Genomic DNA, 18,350 nt, shown 5'->3' on the forward strand with positions numbered 1-18,350 from the left:
TTTTGCAATCGGAAATTACACAGGAAATCAAATCGAACGGATTATATACTCTCCCCCGAGGCGAGCGAGCCGTCGCTTTTCGCTGAAGGAGCTTCCAAAAAAAGTCCGTGCAAAAAATCTTCAATTTCCCTCTAACGTTGTCTCAAGGTCGCGCCGAATCTTAGAGAGGGGAATCCTTGCAGTTTATTTCTAACGGACCGGATGTTCCCGACAGGCTTCTGCAAGCTCATGAAGATGGTCAGGTCGTATTCTTCTGCGGTGCCGGGATTTCATATCCAGCCGAACTTCCTGGCTTCAGTGGACTTGTGAAATCGCTCTACGACGCTTTGGGCGAGGAGCCGACTCGTGTTGAAAAACTTGCGATAGATAATAAAAACTACGATACGGCGATCGGCCTTCTGGAAAATCGTATTGTCGGCCATCGTCAGTCAGTTCGCCGTGCTATCGCGGAAATTCTCACACCGAATCTTAGTAGACAGAATGCGACGACGACACACGAAGCGTTGCTTACCCTCAGCCAATCTGACGACAGGGTTCGACTCATTACCACTAACTTCGATCGGCTTTTCGTAGAAGCAATGAAACGCATGCAGGTCGATTATCAATCCTACTGTGCGCCCCTGTTGCCCATTCCCAAGAAAAGAAAATGGGACGGTCTGGTCTATCTACATGGTCTGCTCCCTGAAACGCAGGTGCCGAGCGAACTTGAGAGGCTGGTGGTTTCCAGCGGCGATTTTGGTCTTGCGTATCTCACCGAACGCTGGGCTGCTCGTTTCGTCGGCGAGTTGCTTCGCGGCTATACGGTCTGCTTCGTTGGGTATAGCATCGACGATCCTGTGTTGCGGTACATGATGGATGCCCTAGCGGCCGACCGATTATTGGGAGAAAAGGCGCCAGATGCTTATGCGTTTGGTGGCTACTCTCGTGGCGCAGAAGCTCAAGTTGCCGACGAATGGACCGCGAAAAATGTGACGCCGATTCTCTACAGCGACGCCAACCGGCATTCGCTGTTACACAAGACGCTGCGTGAATGGGCCGACAGCTACCGAGATGGGATTCGCGCCAAAGAAGCCATCGTTATGCGGCACGGACGATTGAGGCCGCAGGGTAGTACCAAACAAGATAACTTCGTCGGAAGAATGCTGTGGGCTCTAAGCGATAAATCGGGGTTGCCTGCCAAAGCATTTGCAGAACTGGACCCCAGCCCGCCGATCGATTGGCTGGATGAATTCGGTAGACCCGCTTTCAACCACCACGATCTTGTCAGGTTCCAAGTTACGCCTGAAGCAGAGTTCGACAAGAAGCTGAGCTTCAGTCTACTGGAGCGCCCTTGGCCCTATTCAACGTCATCTTGGATGAGGCTCGCCTTCCGAAGGCAAACTTCCTCAGGCTACCCTGACGCGGTGATGCGGCAACTTGCGCGCTGGCTTCTGAAGCACTTGGATGACCCTCGGATGTTGCTGTGGGTGGCGCGCAATGGTGGGCTAATTCCTGACCATTTCGGTTTCATAATTTTAGACAGGTTGAGCTCCGAACCGGTAATTTCGCCGAGGATGGAGGCCTTTTGGCGCCTCGCCTTGAGCGGGCGGCTGCATGAGTCTTGGCAGTCATTCGATTTTTATAATTGGTCGGAAGAGTTGCGGCGGGAGCGTCGGCTCACGCCGTTGCTTCGGATCAGACTGCGTGAATTGTTGGCGCCGAGAGTTCGTATTGCTGAAGGGTATCGTTACGATGAGGATCTCGATGCCGACGGAGAGGCGAGGATTGACTGGCAATTAACCCTCAATGGCACAAATGGCGCATCGGCGCTTCGTGACATCTTCAAAAGCGAAGTGTGGAAGAATGCGTTGGCCGACCTGATGTCCGACGCAACAGATATTCTACGAGAAGCAATGGATATTGCGTTCTCCATTGGCAAAGACAATTCGATCGAAACTAGCACATATGTGCAACATCCATCGATCGCTCCGCATCCTCAAAATAGGACTTTTCGGGATTGGACCGTTCTCATAGATTTCGCTCGTGACGCATGGCTTGCAACAGCGGAAGATACGCCAAAACGCGCGCAATTAGAATTTCAGCGTTGGGCGGAAATTGGACATCCTATTTTCCGACGCCTTCAACTTTACGCCTTAGCGCAGCATCTTGAGTTATTCGGGGCCGATCAGGCAGTTGAGTTCCTTTTGTTGGAAGGAGGACGGTGGCTGTGGTCAGTTGAGACCCAACGCGAAGCCCTGCAGTTGATCGAGGTACTTGCAAGTCAGCTGAGCGTTCACAGTGCGGAACTGCTGCAAAGCGCGATCCTTGAACGACAAGTGAAACCCGATGCGCTCGATCCAGAACTTGCGGCTCGTCGCGTTGACCGAGAGGTCTGGCGGCGCCTCGTTCTTTATCGCCAAAGCGGAGGAGTACCTTCTGCGGATGCGGAAGCCAGATTGGCCGAAATAGCTGAAAGGCATCCAAAGTGGGGACAGGTGGCAGAACGTGATCAATTCCCAGTCTATATGGAGGCGGGGAATGTTCATCACTCTTATGAAGTGGCTCCGGTACCTCGGCGAGAATACACAGAGTGGATTCGCCAAAATAGAGAGACCGATGATTTCGAGCAAGGTGACAACTTTCCTGAGCGTTGCCGCCTCGACTTTCCACGAACCGTCATCGCGTTATTGGATCTCGCGAGGCAAGGCGATTGGGTCATAAACCGCTGGCGACAAGCGTTGAATGCTTGGTCAACTGACACACATGCTGAGCGCTCGTGGCGCTGTGTCGGCCAGGCGATTGAAGACGCGCCGGATCAAGTGATTGCCGACTTGTCGTATGCATTAAGTGGATGGGTGCAAGAATGCGGCAAGTTTGCTGCTTCGTATAAGGGTAACTATATTCACCTGGCGTCCCGGATTTTGGACCAGAATGTAGGTCGTGACGCCGACGAGCTAGACGGTTCAATTCTGACGGCTGCTTTAAATCATCCGGTCGGCCAAGTAGCTGACGGTCTCTTGAAGTTTTGGTATTCGCGTGAATTGAATGACGGTCAACGGCTGCCGCCTGATCTTGCCGACGTATTCACTCGAATATGTAATCTCGAAATCCTGAGCTTCGCTTATGGGCGCTTATTTCTCTGCTCGAATGCGATTTCTCTATTTCGTGTTGATGAGGATTGGACGACCGAATGGTTGCTGGGACTCTTTGATTGGGAAAGGTCAGAGTATGAAGCGACTATTGCGTGGTCGGGTTTCCTCTGGTCGCCGCGTCTGTACTGGCCCCTCCTTCGGAGGCTGAAATCAGAGTTTTTATTCACCGCTAAGCATTACTCGAAACTTGGAGAGCTGTCGGAGCAATACGCGGGTTTGCTGACGTTCGCTGCTTTGGATTCTGGAGAGGGATTTACTAAGACCGATTTTGCGAACGCGACCAAATGCCTGCCTGAAGATGGCTTAGTTCAGGCACTCCAAACAGTTACAGATGGTTTGGAAAGCTCTGGGGGGAAAAGCAGTGACTTTTGGGACAATAGAGTGAAGCCGTACTTTAGGTATGTGTGGCCCAAGAGTGAAGAACTCCGTACTCCGAAAGTAGCAGGCGCGATCGCGACACTCATCGTCGCCGCGAACGAGAGGTTTAAGGATGCGCTGGATTTATTAGAAGACTGGCTGTTTCCCACAGAGCACGCTGATTTTGCTATACATCAGCTTGATCGAACAGATCTTACAGGAAGATTTCCGGAAGTAGCTCTACGCTTTTTGCATGCGGTGGTGGATCGCTCGTCGATATGGAGCACACCCGCAATTTCTCATTGCCTTGACAAAATACTTCAAGCCGATCAATCACTCATCGAAGATAAGCGAATGAAAAATCTACTGCATTTACTGCAACGTGCGTGAGTCCCTAGTCTCAATGAGAAGAGATTGGTACGGCAATTGATCGTACCTAATAGCTGCAAGGGCGATCGTTGCCGAAGCCGTCGCGGCAGGCAGGTCTGAGGCCATAGTCGACGCTGCTGTATCCGACCGAGCCGGTTTGGACCGAATCGGTCGAACTCGTCGTGCAGGCAGAGGATACGGCAACCGCGACGATGGCTGCCATCGCAGCCAGTAATTTGCGAATTTGAAACATCCCATCCTCCCATCGCTGGCCGAGGGCCAGCGCCTTTGATGTGATTGCCAGGCAGATAGGCCGATACCGTGCTCGGTAAACTGCTGCCTCCGATCAAGATTGCGTTATTCTCTGAACGTCCTGTAGCCGGGGAACGTCCTGCAGCCGGCCGATGACGAAACGATGGGCTGTCTTCACAATGACCCTCCTGCGCACTTGACTGCAAATCAAAGTTACTTAATCTAAACATCGGCGGGACCCGCTGGGAGGAGGAGCCGGCAATTGCGATCTCTGTCGCACCATCTTCATCTCCCAAAGCCATGACTCCGGATCGTTCGCCGCCGATTTTTTCAACAGGGATAGACCATGCCTCTGACCATTGCCCAACGCCTCGATCGCCTCAAAGTCCGCATTGCGGAGCTCGCGCATTGGCGGGATCGGCAGAGCAGCCCGATCGGCGGCTGGACTTTCGAGGGAGAGCCGATCGGCCATCATCAGGATTGGCCGCATCGCCAGGGCGTCGTGCATTTTGCCGCGCGCGTCGAGGCGCCGGAGGGCTGGCCGCTGGAGGATATCCGCCTGCAGCTCGATCTCGGCGGCGAGAGCCTGATCACGCTGAGCTATCCGGATGGCCAGAGCGAGACCTTCGGGCTCGACCCCTATCATCAGGAATTTCCGGTCAGGGGCCGGCGCTTTTCGATTGCGACGGAAAGCGTCGCGCGCTTTCCCTTCGGCGAACCGAACCGGGCGCCGCGGCTCAACAAGGCCCGGCTGATCCGGCTCGACGGCCCGGCGCATAGCCTGCATCTTCTCTTGAAGCAGGTTTCCGAGGCGATCGATGTGCTCGGCGAGCATGAGGTCGTGCCGCATATGATGGATGCCGCCGAGCAGACCTTGCGCAGCCTCGACTGGCCGTCGGATACGGCGGCCTACGTCTCCCGCACCGCCGATGCCGTCATGCAGCAGAAGATCTGGGAGCTGCCGGAGCTTGCGGAAAACCCGGCAGGGCTCTCCGACGAGCAGAGCGCCTCGGCGGCTTCCGCCTTCGAAGTGCTGACGGCACGGCTGAAGGAATTGCAGAAGCGCTTCCCGCAGAATGGCGAGCTGGTGCTGACCGGCCATGCGCATATCGATCTCGCCTGGCTCTGGCCCTATCGCGAGACGCGGCGGAAGATGCGGCGCACCTTCAACACGGCGCTGTCGCTGATGGAGCGCTCGGCCGATTTCCGTTTCAACCAGTCGACCGCCCATTATTACGCACAGATGGAAGAGGAAGACCCGGAGCTTCTCGAACGCATCAAGAAGAAGGTCGCGGAAGGCAAGTGGGAAACTGTCGGCGGCATGTGGGTGGAGCCCGATACCAACATGCCCACAGGCGAAAGCCTCGCCCGCCAGGTGCTCTACGGCCAGCGCTATTTCGAAAAGACCTTCGGTGCGCGCCATACGGTCTGCTGGCTGCCGGATTGCTTCGGCTTCTCCGGCGCCCTGCCGCAGATCCTCAGACAAGGCGGCATCGACAGCTTCTTCACCATCAAGGTCAATTGGAGCGAGACCAACCATATCCCCTCAGACCTTTTCTGGTGGAAGGGCCTCGACGGCAGCCAGGTGCTGACCCACACTTTCGACAATCCGATGCAGGGCTATAACGGCTTCGTGCAGGCCGATTGCTACGTGCCGACCTGGAAGAATTTCCGCGGCAAGGTGCAGCATCACGCCTCGCTTCTCGCCGTCGGCTATGGCGACGGCGGCGGTGGCGTGACGCCCGAAATGGTGGAGCGCGAAGTGCAGCTGCGCGATTTTCCCGCCATCCCGCAGGCGCGCTGGGGCACGGTCAAGAGCTTTTATGAAGAGGCGCATCGCACCGCATCTGAGAAGAGCCTGCCCGTCTGGGACGGCGAGATCTATCTCGAACTGCACCGCGCGACGCTGACGACGCAAAGCGGCGTCAAGCGCAAGCACCGCCACGCCGAACGCGCGCTGATCACCGCCGAAACCATCGCTTCGCTCGCGCATCTGCTGGGCGCGGAAAAGCCCAAAAGCCTGGAAGCCGATTGGCGCGTCGTGCTGAAGAACGAGTTCCACGACATCCTGCCGGGCTCGAGCATCCGCGAGGTTTATCAGGACGCGGAGCGGGAGCTCGGCGGCGTCATCGACAATGCCAAGGCCGAGCAGGCAAAGGCCTTGCAGGCATTGCAGGCCCAGCTGCCGAAAGGTAGCGTCGGCGATGCGCTCGTCGTCGTCAATCCGTCGCTTGCGCCGCGGCCCCTCAGTGCTACGCTCGCCGACGGCACCGTCGTCTCGGCCGCCGAGATCGTCGCTCCCTTGTCCATTGCGGTCTTCGACCGGCAGGCGCTGCAGCCGGCGGGCGGCCTCAAGGGAACAGCCGACCGCCTCGAAAACGATCATCTCGCCGTTGTCATCGGCAAGGACGGCGCGGTTGCAAGCCTTGTCCACAAGGCGAGCGGCCGCGAAGCGGTCGACGGTTCGGCCAACCAGCTCTGGGTCTATCCGGCCGACAAGCCGCGCAACTGGGACGCCTGGGATATCGATGCCGATTATGCCGAAAAGGCCGTCCGTCTCGAAACGCCCGAAAGCATCAGCCTCGTCGAGAGCGGCGCACACCGCGCGGCGATCCGCGTCATCCACCGCTACCGCAATTCGAGCGTCACGCAGACCTATGTGCTGACCGCCAATGCCAAGCGGCTCGACATCGAAACGACGATCGACTGGCACGACCGCCGCACCCTGCTGCGCACGCTGAACCCCGTCGATGTCAGGTCGCGCAAGGCAAGCTTCGAATGCGCCTTCGGCGTGGTCGAGCGGGCGACGCACACCAACACCTCCTGGGAACAGGCGATGTTCGAAGCCGTCGCCCACCGCTTCGTCGATATCAGCGAGCCGGGCTTCGGCGTGGCGCTGCTCAACAATGCCAAATACGGCCACAGCGCCCGCGGCAACGTGCTCGGCATGAGCCTGGTGCGCGGGTCGATCTATCCGGATCCGCTGGCCGACGAAGGCGAACAGAGCTTCACCTATGCGCTGATGCCGCATGACGGTGCCTGGCATGACGGCGGCGTGCTGGATGAGGCGCTCGATCTCAACCAGCCGCTCGTGACCGCTGAAGCCCAGGGCCTCTCCGCCGGCACTTTCGCGCCGCTTGCCGTCTCCGGCACCCCCGTCGCCTTCTCGGGCCTCAAGCCTGCGGAAGAGGGGGACGGCCTCATCCTGCGCCTCTACGAACCCGCCGGCCGGCGCGGCCGCCTCTCCCTCGACCTGCCTTCCGGATGGAGCGCGTCGCAGCCGCTCAACATTCTCGAAGAGCCGATGGAGCGCCAGGGGCCGGCAGACATCATGCCGTTCGAAATCCGGACCTGGAGGCTGCGGAAGGGCTGATCCCGGCGCTCGGAAGCGGGACAAACTGCACAAATTGGCCAATTGAGACTATATCTGTTCGTGTAGGAACGGAGATAGTTTCATGGCTGGATCTGAGGCTCAGTTGCATCGCACCCGGCAGGCAGGGGTCGCCGATCGCGTTGCCGCCAAAGTCGCCGACGTGCTGAAAGCCGAGGCCACATTCGAATCCGGCTCGGTCGCCCTGTCCGCCAGAATTGCGGGCGCGGCGGCCGCAGCCATCATCGATCTGCCCGCCGGGGCGCGACGCGCGCTCAGCAAGCGCCAGGGCGAACTCGTCCGCCGCATTCGCGGCCTCGTGGAAGCCTTCGGCGATGCGCCTGACGGCGGCAGGATCGCACTCGAAATTCCAGGTTCCGTGGAGCCCTCCAGAGGCGAGGGGCTCGGGAAGATCGTGACAGCGGAAGAGGGCGAGCGCCTGCTGGACGCGCTTGCGGTCGCCCGCAAGCTGGAGGATTGGGCCGGGCCGGTTGCCGGCGCGAGCGAGCTCCAGCGCGATTTCGGCATTGCGCGCTCCACCCTCAATCGCTGGCAGCACGCCGGCGAGGTCATCGCGCTGTTGAAAGGAACGAGGAAGCACGTCTATCCGATCGAGCAGTTCATCGACGGGCGGCCGGCAAAAGGCATCGGCGCGATCGCCGCGCTCGTTGCCAATCAGCGTGTCGCCTGGCTGTGGCTCGGCCAGCCGAACCCGATGCTCGGCGGACGCCGGCCGATAGACCTCCTGAAGCAGGATCGCGCCGGCGAGGTGATCGACGCGGCGCAGAGCTATTTCGCCCCGCAATGAAGCTCGACAAATCAGTCCTGCAGCGTCTGGCCGTCAGGGCCGATGTCACCGACTATGTCAGGATCGTCTCTCGGTCCGATACTCGATGTCTGGATGTGACTGTAATATCTGGGAAATGATCTACATCTGCGAGAAGTCTTTCGGCGGTTGATGCCGCCTGAGGCGGCCCCGTATCCACTTTCGGCGCTCACTATCCCGATCGCGCATCCAAGTTCCGGGCGCGGCGAAAGCGGAACTTTTTATTAGACCTTTATCGACTGTTAGTGGGCCCAGGCCATGGCAAAAGTGCTTCCCCTTCGAGGAGGGTGAGGAAAAGCCGGAGGCAGAGACGGCGGTCGAATGAAGTCGATCGCCCATTCGATGGCCGGCGGGAGATATGAGGACTCCTGCTGCGCTCAGCAGGAACTGAAACATGCCAAGCATCTTTTCGCGCATCAGCACAAAACTGGCCACGCTTTCCGCCATCGGCATCTTCCTGGTGACGGTCATGCTCCTGACCGTCTGGCAGGGCGGCCATCATCTGTACGAACGCGCGAAATATCGCGACGAACTGTTGATCGTTTCGCGCGATCTCGTCGACGCCAAGGCTTCCTGGCGCGGCATGCAGGTCGGCGTGCGCGATCTGCGTCTCGCCAAATCCGCAGATGAGGTCGCCAAGGCGACCGATTACATCGCCGCGCGCCATCACTCGGTTGTCAAATATCTCGACGATGCCAATGCCGGGCTGCGAATGGAGGTCGACAAGGACCGGATCGTCAAGCTTAAGGCCCTGGGCGACAGGCTTTTCGCCGCGACCGGCAATATGGTCGAAATCGCCAGGGAAAGGCTCGCCCTCAAGGCCGCCGATACGTCCTTCGATGCAAAGGAGAGCGAGGCTCAGACGAGCCTGCTGGCAATTTCAGCCGACGCATCCAAGCTGATCGATGAAGGGGTGGACTCGGCCAAGGCCATGGCGGCCACGGCAGAGGAAGAGGCGGATGCCGCCGCTCTTCTGGTCCTCAGCCTCAATCTCGGCATCGGCCTCCTGACCATCGTCACGCTGATCGCCGCCGCCATATTCGGTTCGCGGGTGGTCGCAAAGCCGATCGGCCGGATCACCGCAAGCATGAACGATCTTGCCGAGGGCAGGCTCGACGTCGCCATTCCCTTCGCCGGCCGGCATGACGAAATCGGCCAGATGGCCCGGGCCGTCGAGGTGTTCAAGCAGAACGGCGTCAAGGTGCGCGAGCTGGACGCGGCCGGCGCCGACAAGCGGGCCAAGGTCGTCGAAATGCAGAAGAGCGTCGATGCGGTCATCACCGCGGCTGCGGCCGGCGACTTCACGCAGCGCGCGCCCGAGGAGTTCGGCTATCCCGATCTCAACCGCATCGTCATCGGTCTCAACCAACTCGTCGCCTCGGTCGATCGCGGCGTTACGGAAACCCGCCGGGTGGTTTCCGCTCTGGCGAACGGCGACCTGACCGAGAGTATGCGCGGCGAGTTCCAGGGCTGCTTCGCGGAACTGCAGACCAATGTCAACGCGACCATGACCAACCTGCGTGCCGTCCTCGGCGAAGTGCGCGCGGCCGTCGACATCATCAATGGCGGCGCCGGCGAGATGCGCATCGCCTCTGGCGACCTGTCGAACCGCACCGAGCAGCAGGCGGCGTCGCTGGAGGAAACCTCCTCGGCGCTCGAGCAAATCACCGTCGCGGTGAAGAACTCGACCGAGCGCGCGCTGGAAGCGAGCCACATGGTCGACGAAGCGAAGAAAAGCACCGGCCAGTCGAGCGCCGTCGTCAGCCAGGCCGTCTCGGCGATGGGACGGATCGAGCAGGCCTCGGGCGAAATCGTCCAGATCATCAACGTCATCGACGAGATCGCCTTCCAGACCAATCTTCTGGCGCTGAATGCCGGCGTCGAGGCGGCGCGCGCCGGTGAAGCCGGCAAGGGTTTTGCGGTCGTTGCCCAGGAGGTCAGGGAACTCGCGCAGCGTTCGGCCAATGCCGCCAAGGACATCAAGCTGCTGATCAACCGCTCCAGCGACGAGGTCCATGCCGGCGTGAAGCTGGTGACGGCGACGGGCGAAGCGCTGGGCAGCATCCAGGACCACGTCGTCAAGATCGATGGGCATGTCCGCTCGATCGCAACGGCGGCCCGCGAGCAGTCGACCGGCCTCTCGGAAGTCTCGACCGCGGTCAACCAGATGGATCAGGTGACACAGCAGAATGCGGCCATGGTCGAGGAATCGACGGCGGCGACCAATCGCCTGGCGGAGGAGGCGGCAAACCTTGCCCGGCTGATCGCCCGCTTCAAGCTGGATGCCGCGCAGATGGCGCCGCGTGCCGTAACTCCTGAAAGCCGGCCGGTGACCTCGCCCGCCCGCGCCCTCGGCCGCAAAATCGCCGGCGCCTTCGGCGGAAAGGCTGCGACGGCTGCTGCCTCATGGGAAGAGTTCTGAGCAAACGCTCGGGATCGCCAATGAGCGCAGGCAGCATTCCTGCCTGCGCTCGACAGCGGTGCGCCAATGCCAAGCGCACCGGATGCCTTTTACTTGGATATGTCCGCCGTCGCCGCCAGAATCACTTTGGCTACTTCGGCCGGCTGCGACAGTTGCGGCGTGTGGCCCGCCGCCAGGGTGACGACATGGGCCGAGATTTTCTGCGCCATCGCCTTCTGCAGCTCCGGCTGGATCATGCGGTCCTCTTCGCTGACGATGTACCAGGACGGCTTCGTCTTCCAGGCCGCGTCGCTCACTTTCTCCTCGAAATTCTTGCCGCGCACGGGACCTTGCGTGACCGTCATCAGCTGCGTTTCTGCAGCCGGCAGATCCTGAGCCAGATGCTGTGAGACGCCTTCGAGGCTGAGCATCAGGAAGCCCTCCTTGTCCGCGACGATATGCGCGAAGCCCGACGGAGGCGGATAATCCTTCGACAGGTCGGCAACCGACTGGCCTTCGGAGGGGGCGAAGGCGGCGACATAGACCAGCGATTTGACACGCTCATGCAGGCCGGCTTCGGTGATGACGACGCCGCCCCAGGAGTGGCCGACCAGAACGACCGGGCCGGTTTGCCTGTCGAGCGCGCGCCGCGTGGCCGTCACGTCGTCGGCGAGCGACGTCAGCGGGTTCTGCACCGAGACGACCTGCAGCCCCTGCGCCTGGAGCAGCGGGATGACTTTGCTCCAGGCCGACCCGTCCGCAAACGCGCCGTGTACGAGCACGACGGTCGGTTTCTGCTGATCGGAAGAGCCCACGGGTGCGGCGTTGGAAGCGAACGCGCTGCTGCCCAGAGCGGCCGCCAGGACTGCTTTTTTTGCGAAAGACGACATCAATACTCCTTGGTGTTTGGCAACCGCCGCGCTGCGGCGGAAGGTGGCGAGTGTGATGGCGGGACTGTACTTATGAAACCAAGGAGAATAAATTCGCCGACGGGTTCATGATAGCAAACTCAGAGTTTCAAATGGACAAGCTCGCCTGCATGCTGGTTTTCGTGAAAGCCGTCGAAATGGGCTCGATTTCAGCCGCTGCCGAAGAGCTCGATCTGTCGTCGCAATTGGCCGGCAAGCAGCTGAGGGCGCTGGAGCAGGGGCTGGGAATCAAGCTGCTGACCCGGACCACCCGCAAGCAAAGCCTCACCGACGGCGGTCGCATTTTCTACGATCATGCCAAGAACATCCTGGCGGAAATGGCGGCGGCTGAAGCGCTGATCGCCGAAACGCGCGCGACCCCGCGCGGACGGCTTCGCATCAGCGCGCCGATCACCTTCGGCAGCCACGCCCTTGCGCCCGAACTGCCGGACTACCTCAAGCGCCACCCCGAGATATCCCTGGATCTCAGCCTCACCAACCGGACGGTCGATCTGGTGGAGGAGGGTTTCGATGTCGTTTTCCGCACCGGCGATCTTCCGGACAGCGGATTGCTGGCGAGACGTCTGGCGCCGCTGCGCCTAGTCGTCTGCGCCGCGCCGGCCTATCTCCGATCGGCGGAAAAACTCGTCCAGCCGGAAGATCTGCAGCGGCACGAGTGCCTGATTTTCTCGCATACGTCGCTGCGCACGCAATGGTCCTTCGAGGGGCCGCAGGGCCGTGTGACAGTGCCGGTGGCCGGACGGTTTTCGACCGACAGCGGCGAAGCGCTTCGCGCCGCCGCCGTGGCGGGCATGGGCGTACTCCTTCAGCCGCACGAACTCGTGGCCGAAGAAATCAGTGCCGGCCGGCTGGTGAGGCTCCTGCCGGAATACGAGCCGCCCGCGCGCCCCCTGCATGCGCTCTATGCTCCGGACCGGCGAATGACGCCGAAGCTGCGGAGCTTTCTGGACTTTGCCGTGCAGAAGTTCGCCGGCGAGCAGCGCTGATGCAGAGAGATGGCTTCGAGCCATTTCGGATCACTGCGACCAGCTGGCCGCCGATCGAAAAGCCTCAGGCCGGGCGGCAAAATTCTCGACCACGAAATCCACGAAAGCGCGGATTTTGGGTGAAAGCTGGCGGTTCGACGGCCAGACGAGCGAGAGCGAACCGAAGGGCGCCATGAAGGCGGTGAGGACGGGGGTCAGCGTGCCGGGCCGGATATGCGGCTCGGCGACGTAGACGGGCAGATGCGCGAGGCCGAGCCCGTCTCTCGCCGCCCGCAGCCCGGCATCGGTGTTGTTGAATGTCAGGCTTTTCGGCAGAAGCAGCCGCTCGTGCGGCGGGCGGAACGCCCAGGGCGCGATGCGGCCGCTGGATGGATATTTGAAGTGAATGCAGGCGTGCCGGGTGAGATCATCAGGCGTCTCCGGCCGACCATGGCGCTCGAGATAGGCGGGACTTGCGCAGACGACGAAATGCTGCTCGCCGAGAGGACGGGCGATCAGCCGCGCATCGGCCAGCTCGCCGCTGCGCACGACGACATCGAGCCCTTCCGTAACGAGATCGATGACCCTGTCTTCGAAATCGATGTCGAGTTCGATCTCGGGGAAGCGCGCGGCGAAGCTCGGCAGGATCGGCATCAGAAGATGGTGGCCGACGATATGCGGAACGCTGACGCGCAGGCGCCCCCTCGGCCGGTCCCGGCCCTTTGACACGGCCGCCTCCGCGTCCTGCATGTCGTCGAGGACGCGTTTGTAGTGCTCGTAGAGGACTGTTCCTTCCTCGGTCAGGCTGATGCTGCGCGTCGTCCGATTGAAGAGCCGCACGCCGAGGCGGCTTTCCAGGCGCGCTACCGCTTTGCCGATCGCCGAAGGCGAAACGCCGGCAAGGCGGGCGGCGGCGACATAGCTCTGCTGTTCGGCGGCATGAACGAAGGCGACGACGCTTGCGAGACTATCCACGGCCACATCCGATTGAGGATATTTTGTCCTTTATGTAAGTCCCTGTGCGACGATTGATCAAGATTGCGTAACAAATATCCTTTGTCTCGAGGCCCGGCCCAACTTGAAGGAGCGAATGCCATGCGGGACTATGCAAAGGAATTGCCCGAGCACAGGGAAAAATTCATCGGAGAGAACGACCTGTTCCTTGAGATATTTCATGGGAACCATGGCTCGCAGCAGCTCGGGCGGCCGTCTCTGCTGTTCATCCATGGCGCCTTCACCGGAAGCTGGATGTGGAGCAAATACATTCCGCATTTCATGGCCGCAGGATGGAACTCTTACTGCATCAATCTGCGCGGCCACTACAAAAGCAGATCGGTCGATTTCACGCAGGTCGAATTCGAGGATTATCTCGAAGACATCAGGGTGGCGATCGCCGAAATCGTCGATGACAGCGGAAGCCCGCCTGTCGTGATCGGCTTCAGCATGGGCGGGATCCTCAGCCAGAAACTGGCGGAAAGCGTGGAGATCGCCGGGCTGGTGCTGATCGATTCCAGCATCTGCAGGCAGGTGCATGAAGCGGTGCCCTATCAGGGCCTTGCGCCACGGGAGCCCGGTCTCGCCGTGCCCGCGCCGGCGGGCGGCGAGCAGTTCAGCGCCGACGAGACCTCCGAGGATATCGCGTTCCAGCGGAAATACCTGTCCATGGAGTCAGGCAAGGCTTTCGCCGCCTTCTCCTTTCATTTCGGAGCGGAGGGAATTTCCGTCGACGGCCGAGGGATCACCTGTCCCAGCCTGGTCATCTCGGCCGTCGACGATGAGGATGATGACCGGCGCGGCCGGGCGGCGGCGCGGCACATCGGCGGCGAATATCTGGGTCTTGCCGGCACGACGCATACGGGCCTGCTGGTCGGGCAACGGTATCACGAAGCGGTCAGCCGCATCATGATCTGGCTGAGGCGCTTCGACGGATAATCCGGATCAGTCCTTCAAGCCGAGGCTCGCCAGCAGCCTGATAATATAGGCTTCCAGCCCGCCCACCATGTCGAAACGGTCGGGATCGCGCAGCCAGAGCATCTGCAGGCCGTCCATGACGGCGATCAGTTCGGCGGCCATGGCTTTACCGTCTATGCCGGCATCGATCGAGCCGTCGGCGGCGGCCCGCTCGAAGGTCGCGGCGATATGCTGCTGCATCTCGGTGGCGCGATCGAAAAACCAGGCCTTGGCGGGATGGTCCTTCATCAGGCTCTCGGCATTCAGGATGGCGAAGGCCCGGATGACCTCGACCATGCCGGCATTGCGGCGGAAGATTTCGACCATGCCCTTGAGCAGGCCGCGGAGATCGGCGCGATAATGGCCGATGAAACCGGCGCTATCGAGATCGCGCTTGGCGAGGATCGCCAGCAGCAGATCGACCTTGGTCGGGAAATGGTGCAGCAGGCCGGGCAGCGACAGGCCGACATCGCGGGCGATGTCGCCGATCGCGGCATTCTGGTAGCCATCCTCGGCAAAACGCCGCATCGCCGCCGCCAGGATCTCCGCGCGGCGCGTCTCCCCCTTGCGGGATCGCCGCCGCCGCTTCTCCTCTCCGACATTCTGTTCCGACAATTCCGCCATCGTCCCCGGTGCCTTTTCATGCTCTCCAATCCATACATCAGCTTTGCCCGATTGACATCTTAAAAATACCGAGTAATCGGTAGGTTTAAGGATTGACCCCGGGAGGCTTGCATGATCGATTCCATTCTCGACAAGATGACCCTCGAGGAGCAGGTCTCGCTGCTCTCGGGCGCCGATTTCTGGACGACCGTTCCGGTCGAGCGTCTCGGCGTTCCGAAGATCAAGGTGACGGACGGGCCGAACGGCGCCCGCGGCGCCGGCTCGCTGGTCGCCGGCGTCAAGGCCACCTGCTTTCCCGTCGCCATCGCGCTCGGCGCCAGCTGGCATCCCGGTCTTGTCGGTGAGATGGGTGCGGCGCTCGCCCGCCAGGCGAAGAGCAAGGGGGCGGCCGTGCTGCTCGCGCCGACCGTCAATATCCATCGCTCCGGCCTCAACGGACGGAATTTCGAATGCTACTCCGAAGATCCGATGCTGACGGCCGAACTCGCCGTTGCCTATATCGAAGGCGTGCAGGGCGAAGGGGTCGCCGCGACGATCAAGCATTTCGCCGGCAATGAATCCGAGATCGAGCGCCAGACCATGTCGTCCGATATCGACGAGCGGACGCTGCGCGAAATCTACCTGCCGCCCTTCGAGCAGGCGGTCCGCCGCGCCGGCGTCATGGCCGTCATGTCCTCCTATAACCGCCTGAACGGCACCTATACCAGCGAGCATCCCTGGCTGCTGACCAAGGTGCTGCGCGAGGAATGGGACTTCCAAGGCATCGTCATGTCCGACTGGTTCGGCTCGCATTCGACGGCCGAGACGATCAATGCCGGCCTCGACCTCGAAATGCCGGGTCCGGCGCGCGATCGCGGCGAGAAGCTGGTGGCGGCCGTGCGCGAGGGCAAGGTCGAAGCCGCAACGGTGCGCGCGGCGGCGCGGCGCATATTGGTTTTGCTGGAGCGCGTCGGCGCCTTCGAGAACAAGCCCGATCTCACCGAGCGGGCGGTCGATCTGCCTGAGGACCGGGCGCTGATCCGGCGTCTCGGGGCGGAAGGCGCGGTGCTTCTGAAGAATGATGGCATCCTGCCGCTCGCCAAGACCTCGCTCGACCGCATCGCCGTCATCGGACCGAATGCGGCGAGCGCCCGCGTCATGGGCGGCGGCAGCGCGCAGATCGCGGCGCATTATGCGGTGAGCCCGCTCGAAGGCATTCGCGCCGCGCTTTCCAACGCCAACAGCATCAGCCACGCGGTCGGCTGCCGCCACAACCGGCTGATCGATGTGTTCAAGGGCAAGATCACCGTCGAATATTTCAAGGGACGCGGCTGCGAGGGCGAGCCGCTTCATGTCGAGACAGTCGACAAGGGCGAGTTCTTCTGGTTCGAGCTACCCTCCGGCGAACTCGATCCGGCCGATTTCTCCGCCCGGATGACGATGCAGTTCGCACCGGAGGAAGATGGCGAGCATGTCTTCGGCATGACCAATGCCGGGCTGGCGCGGCTCTTCGTCGATGGCGCACTGACGGTCGATGGGTATGAAGGCTGGACGCGCGGCGAGAATTATTTCGGCACCGCCAATGACGAGCAGCGCGGCAGCGTGGCGCTCGAAGCGGGCCGGATCTATCAGGTCAGCGTCGAATATGAGCCGTCCATGGCGACCGAGGAGGGCATCAATCTCATCGCGGTGCGCTTCGGTGTCGAAAAGCCGCTCGGCGAGGCCGATATCGCGGACGCCGTCGAGACCGCCCGCAATGCCGATGTGGCGCTGCTCTTCGTCGGCCGCGACGGCGAATGGGATACCGAAGGATTGGATCTGCCGGACATGCGGCTTCCGGGCGACCAGGAGGAACTGATCGAGCGGGTCACCGCCGCCAATGCCAACACCGTCGTCGTGCTGCAGACCGGCGGCCCCATCGAAATGCCCTGGCTCGGCAAGGTCCGCGCGGTGCTTCAGATGTGGTATCCCGGCCAGGAACTCGGCAACGCCGTCGCCGACGTCCTGTTCGGCGATGCCGAACCGGGCGGGCGCCTGCCGCAGACCTTTCCCAAGGCGCTGACCGACAATTCCGCCATCACGGGCGATCCGGCCGTCTATCCCGGCAAGGACGGGCATGTGCGTTACGCCGAAGGCGTCTTCGTCGGCTACCGCCATCACGACACACGCGCCGTCGAACCGCTCTTCCCCTTCGGCTTCGGCCTCGGCTACACCAGCTTCCGCTGGAGCGAGCCGCAGCTTTCGGCAAGCGAAATGGGTCCCGACGGCGTGACCGTCAGCGTCGAGGTGACCAACACGGGCGAGCGCGCCGGTTCGGAGCTGGTTCAGCTCTATGTGCGCTCGCCGAAGGCCAAGGTGGAGCGCCCGGACAAGGAACTGCGCGCCTTCGCCAAACTCTCCCTGCAGCCCGGCGAAACAGGCACGGCCGTCATGAAGATCCTGCCGCGCGATCTCGCTTATTTCGACGTGGAAAGCGGCGCCTTCCGCGCCGAGGCAGGCGACTATCAGCTGGTGGTGGCGGCGAATGCGGCGGATGTCAGATCCGTGGTCGATCTGCCATCGAAGGACTATGTGCTGCCGACTTCGTATTAGGCGCCAGACTGAAGCGAGATGAAGCTCCGCATCTCAACATGCGAACGATGGGACGCTTTGAAACGGCGCGGACTAAACATCTAAGCTAGTCACCACCGCCAAGCCGGGCTTTGATTGCGTCCATCTGCTCGATCTCCGCGCGTTGGCCGCGCGAAATCGCCGCACAGAGCGAGATGAGTTCCGGGTCCCGGAGAGAAGCGTTCCTGCACATGAGAATCGCACCTGAATGGTGCGGAACCATCGAGGCGATGAACTGACGGTCGCCGATCAGGGCTTGCGTGCGCGTACCGGCGAGGGCGCCAACGAAGACGATGATGAGAACGAGATAGATGGCGGCGTTCAATTTCCTGTTCGGGTACATGCCGCCCATGGTCAGGAGCATAATGACGCCCATTGGAGCCACCATGGTCAGCGCCATATAGAACATGTTCAGATTGTTCCGGAAATCGCTCCAGCCATCGACCATCGAGAACATCACGAAGTACATGACGATGAAGCTCAGGATCATGTTGACGGCGAACATGACGTAGGGATCTCTGCTCATCTCTTCTCGGCCGGAATTGTGACACGTGCGCGAATGGCTTCCTTACCCGCCTTCGCACACA

12 protein-coding genes are annotated in these 18,350 nt (G+C 61.1%); 7 read left to right on the forward strand and 5 right to left on the reverse strand.

The window, feature by feature from the left end; genetic code table 11:
* The first annotated feature begins 176 nt into the window (after positions 1 to 176).
* Complete coding sequence (gene dsr1, locus CO670_RS20920; protein ID WP_141502350.1) at positions 177 to 3,878, forward strand: anti-phage defense-associated sirtuin Dsr1; 3,702 nt, start codon at positions 177 to 179, stop codon at positions 3,876 to 3,878.
* A gap of 46 nt (positions 3,879 to 3,924) precedes the next feature.
* Here dsr1 and CO670_RS20925 read toward each other — a convergent pair whose 3' ends face one another.
* Positions 3,925 to 4,110, reverse strand: a complete 186-nt coding sequence (locus tag CO670_RS20925) for a hypothetical protein (RefSeq protein ID WP_097592007.1) — start codon at positions 4,108 to 4,110, stop codon at positions 3,925 to 3,927.
* Between the two features lie 345 nt (positions 4,111 to 4,455).
* On the opposite strand from CO670_RS20925, the gene CO670_RS20930 reads away from it, so the two are divergent.
* The 3 genes from CO670_RS20930 (at position 4,456) to CO670_RS20940 (ending at position 10,727) form a co-directional block, all read left to right on the forward strand.
* Positions 4,456 to 7,482: a glycoside hydrolase family 38 C-terminal domain-containing protein gene (locus CO670_RS20930; RefSeq protein WP_097592008.1), complete on the forward strand. Its 3,027-nt coding sequence runs from the start codon at positions 4,456 to 4,458 to the stop codon at positions 7,480 to 7,482.
* A gap of 82 nt (positions 7,483 to 7,564) precedes the next feature.
* The gene (locus tag CO670_RS20935) at positions 7,565 to 8,287 is read left to right on the forward strand and encodes an antitoxin Xre/MbcA/ParS toxin-binding domain-containing protein (protein WP_097592009.1); all 723 of its coding nucleotides are present in this window, start codon (positions 7,565 to 7,567) and stop codon (positions 8,285 to 8,287) included.
* 412 nt (positions 8,288 to 8,699) lie between these two features.
* The gene (locus CO670_RS20940) at positions 8,700 to 10,727 is read left to right on the forward strand and encodes a methyl-accepting chemotaxis protein (RefSeq protein WP_245425918.1); all 2,028 of its coding nucleotides are present in this window, start codon (positions 8,700 to 8,702) and stop codon (positions 10,725 to 10,727) included.
* An 89-nt stretch (positions 10,728 to 10,816) separates the two neighbouring features.
* Here the strand turns inward: CO670_RS20940 and CO670_RS20945 are convergent, their stop codons facing one another.
* Entirely contained in the window at positions 10,817 to 11,596 is a 780-nt protein-coding gene (locus CO670_RS20945; protein WP_097592010.1) for an alpha/beta hydrolase, read from the reverse strand.
* Positions 11,597 to 11,727: 131 nt separating this feature from the next.
* On the opposite strand from CO670_RS20945, the gene CO670_RS20950 reads away from it, so the two are divergent.
* A complete protein-coding gene (locus CO670_RS20950; protein WP_097592011.1) occupies positions 11,728 to 12,621 on the forward strand; it encodes a LysR family transcriptional regulator in 894 nt (297 codons plus the stop codon).
* A 30-nt stretch (positions 12,622 to 12,651) separates the two neighbouring features.
* Here the strand turns inward: CO670_RS20950 and CO670_RS20955 are convergent, their stop codons facing one another.
* On the reverse strand, positions 12,652 to 13,575 hold the full coding sequence (locus tag CO670_RS20955; RefSeq protein ID WP_176538993.1) for a LysR family transcriptional regulator: 924 nt from the start codon (positions 13,573 to 13,575) through the stop codon (positions 12,652 to 12,654).
* Positions 13,576 to 13,695: 120 nt separating this feature from the next.
* On the opposite strand from CO670_RS20955, the gene CO670_RS20960 reads away from it, so the two are divergent.
* Positions 13,696 to 14,532, forward strand: a complete 837-nt coding sequence (locus tag CO670_RS20960) for an alpha/beta hydrolase family protein (RefSeq protein WP_097592013.1) — start codon at positions 13,696 to 13,698, stop codon at positions 14,530 to 14,532.
* Positions 14,533 to 14,538: 6 nt separating this feature from the next.
* On the opposite strand, the gene CO670_RS20965 is transcribed toward CO670_RS20960, so the two are convergent.
* The gene (locus CO670_RS20965) at positions 14,539 to 15,174 is read right to left on the reverse strand and encodes a TetR/AcrR family transcriptional regulator (protein ID WP_097592014.1); all 636 of its coding nucleotides are present in this window, start codon (positions 15,172 to 15,174) and stop codon (positions 14,539 to 14,541) included.
* Between the two features lie 111 nt (positions 15,175 to 15,285).
* Here CO670_RS20965 and CO670_RS20970 point away from each other — a divergent pair, with 111 nt between their 5' ends.
* A complete protein-coding gene (locus tag CO670_RS20970) occupies positions 15,286 to 17,745 on the forward strand; it encodes a glycoside hydrolase family 3 C-terminal domain-containing protein (protein ID WP_097592015.1) in 2,460 nt (819 codons plus the stop codon).
* Positions 17,746 to 17,830: 85 nt separating this feature from the next.
* Here CO670_RS20970 and CO670_RS20975 read toward each other — a convergent pair whose 3' ends face one another.
* Positions 17,831 to 18,289 carry a DUF305 domain-containing protein gene (locus CO670_RS20975; protein WP_097592016.1) on the reverse strand — a complete coding sequence of 153 codons (459 nt, stop codon included), beginning with the start codon at positions 18,287 to 18,289 and terminating at the stop codon, positions 17,831 to 17,833.
* Positions 18,290 to 18,350: the final 61 nt, after the last annotated feature.

The sequence above is a fragment of the Rhizobium sp. J15 genome (genome assembly GCF_002531825.1).
Taxonomy (GTDB): domain Bacteria; phylum Pseudomonadota; class Alphaproteobacteria; order Rhizobiales; family Rhizobiaceae; genus Rhizobium.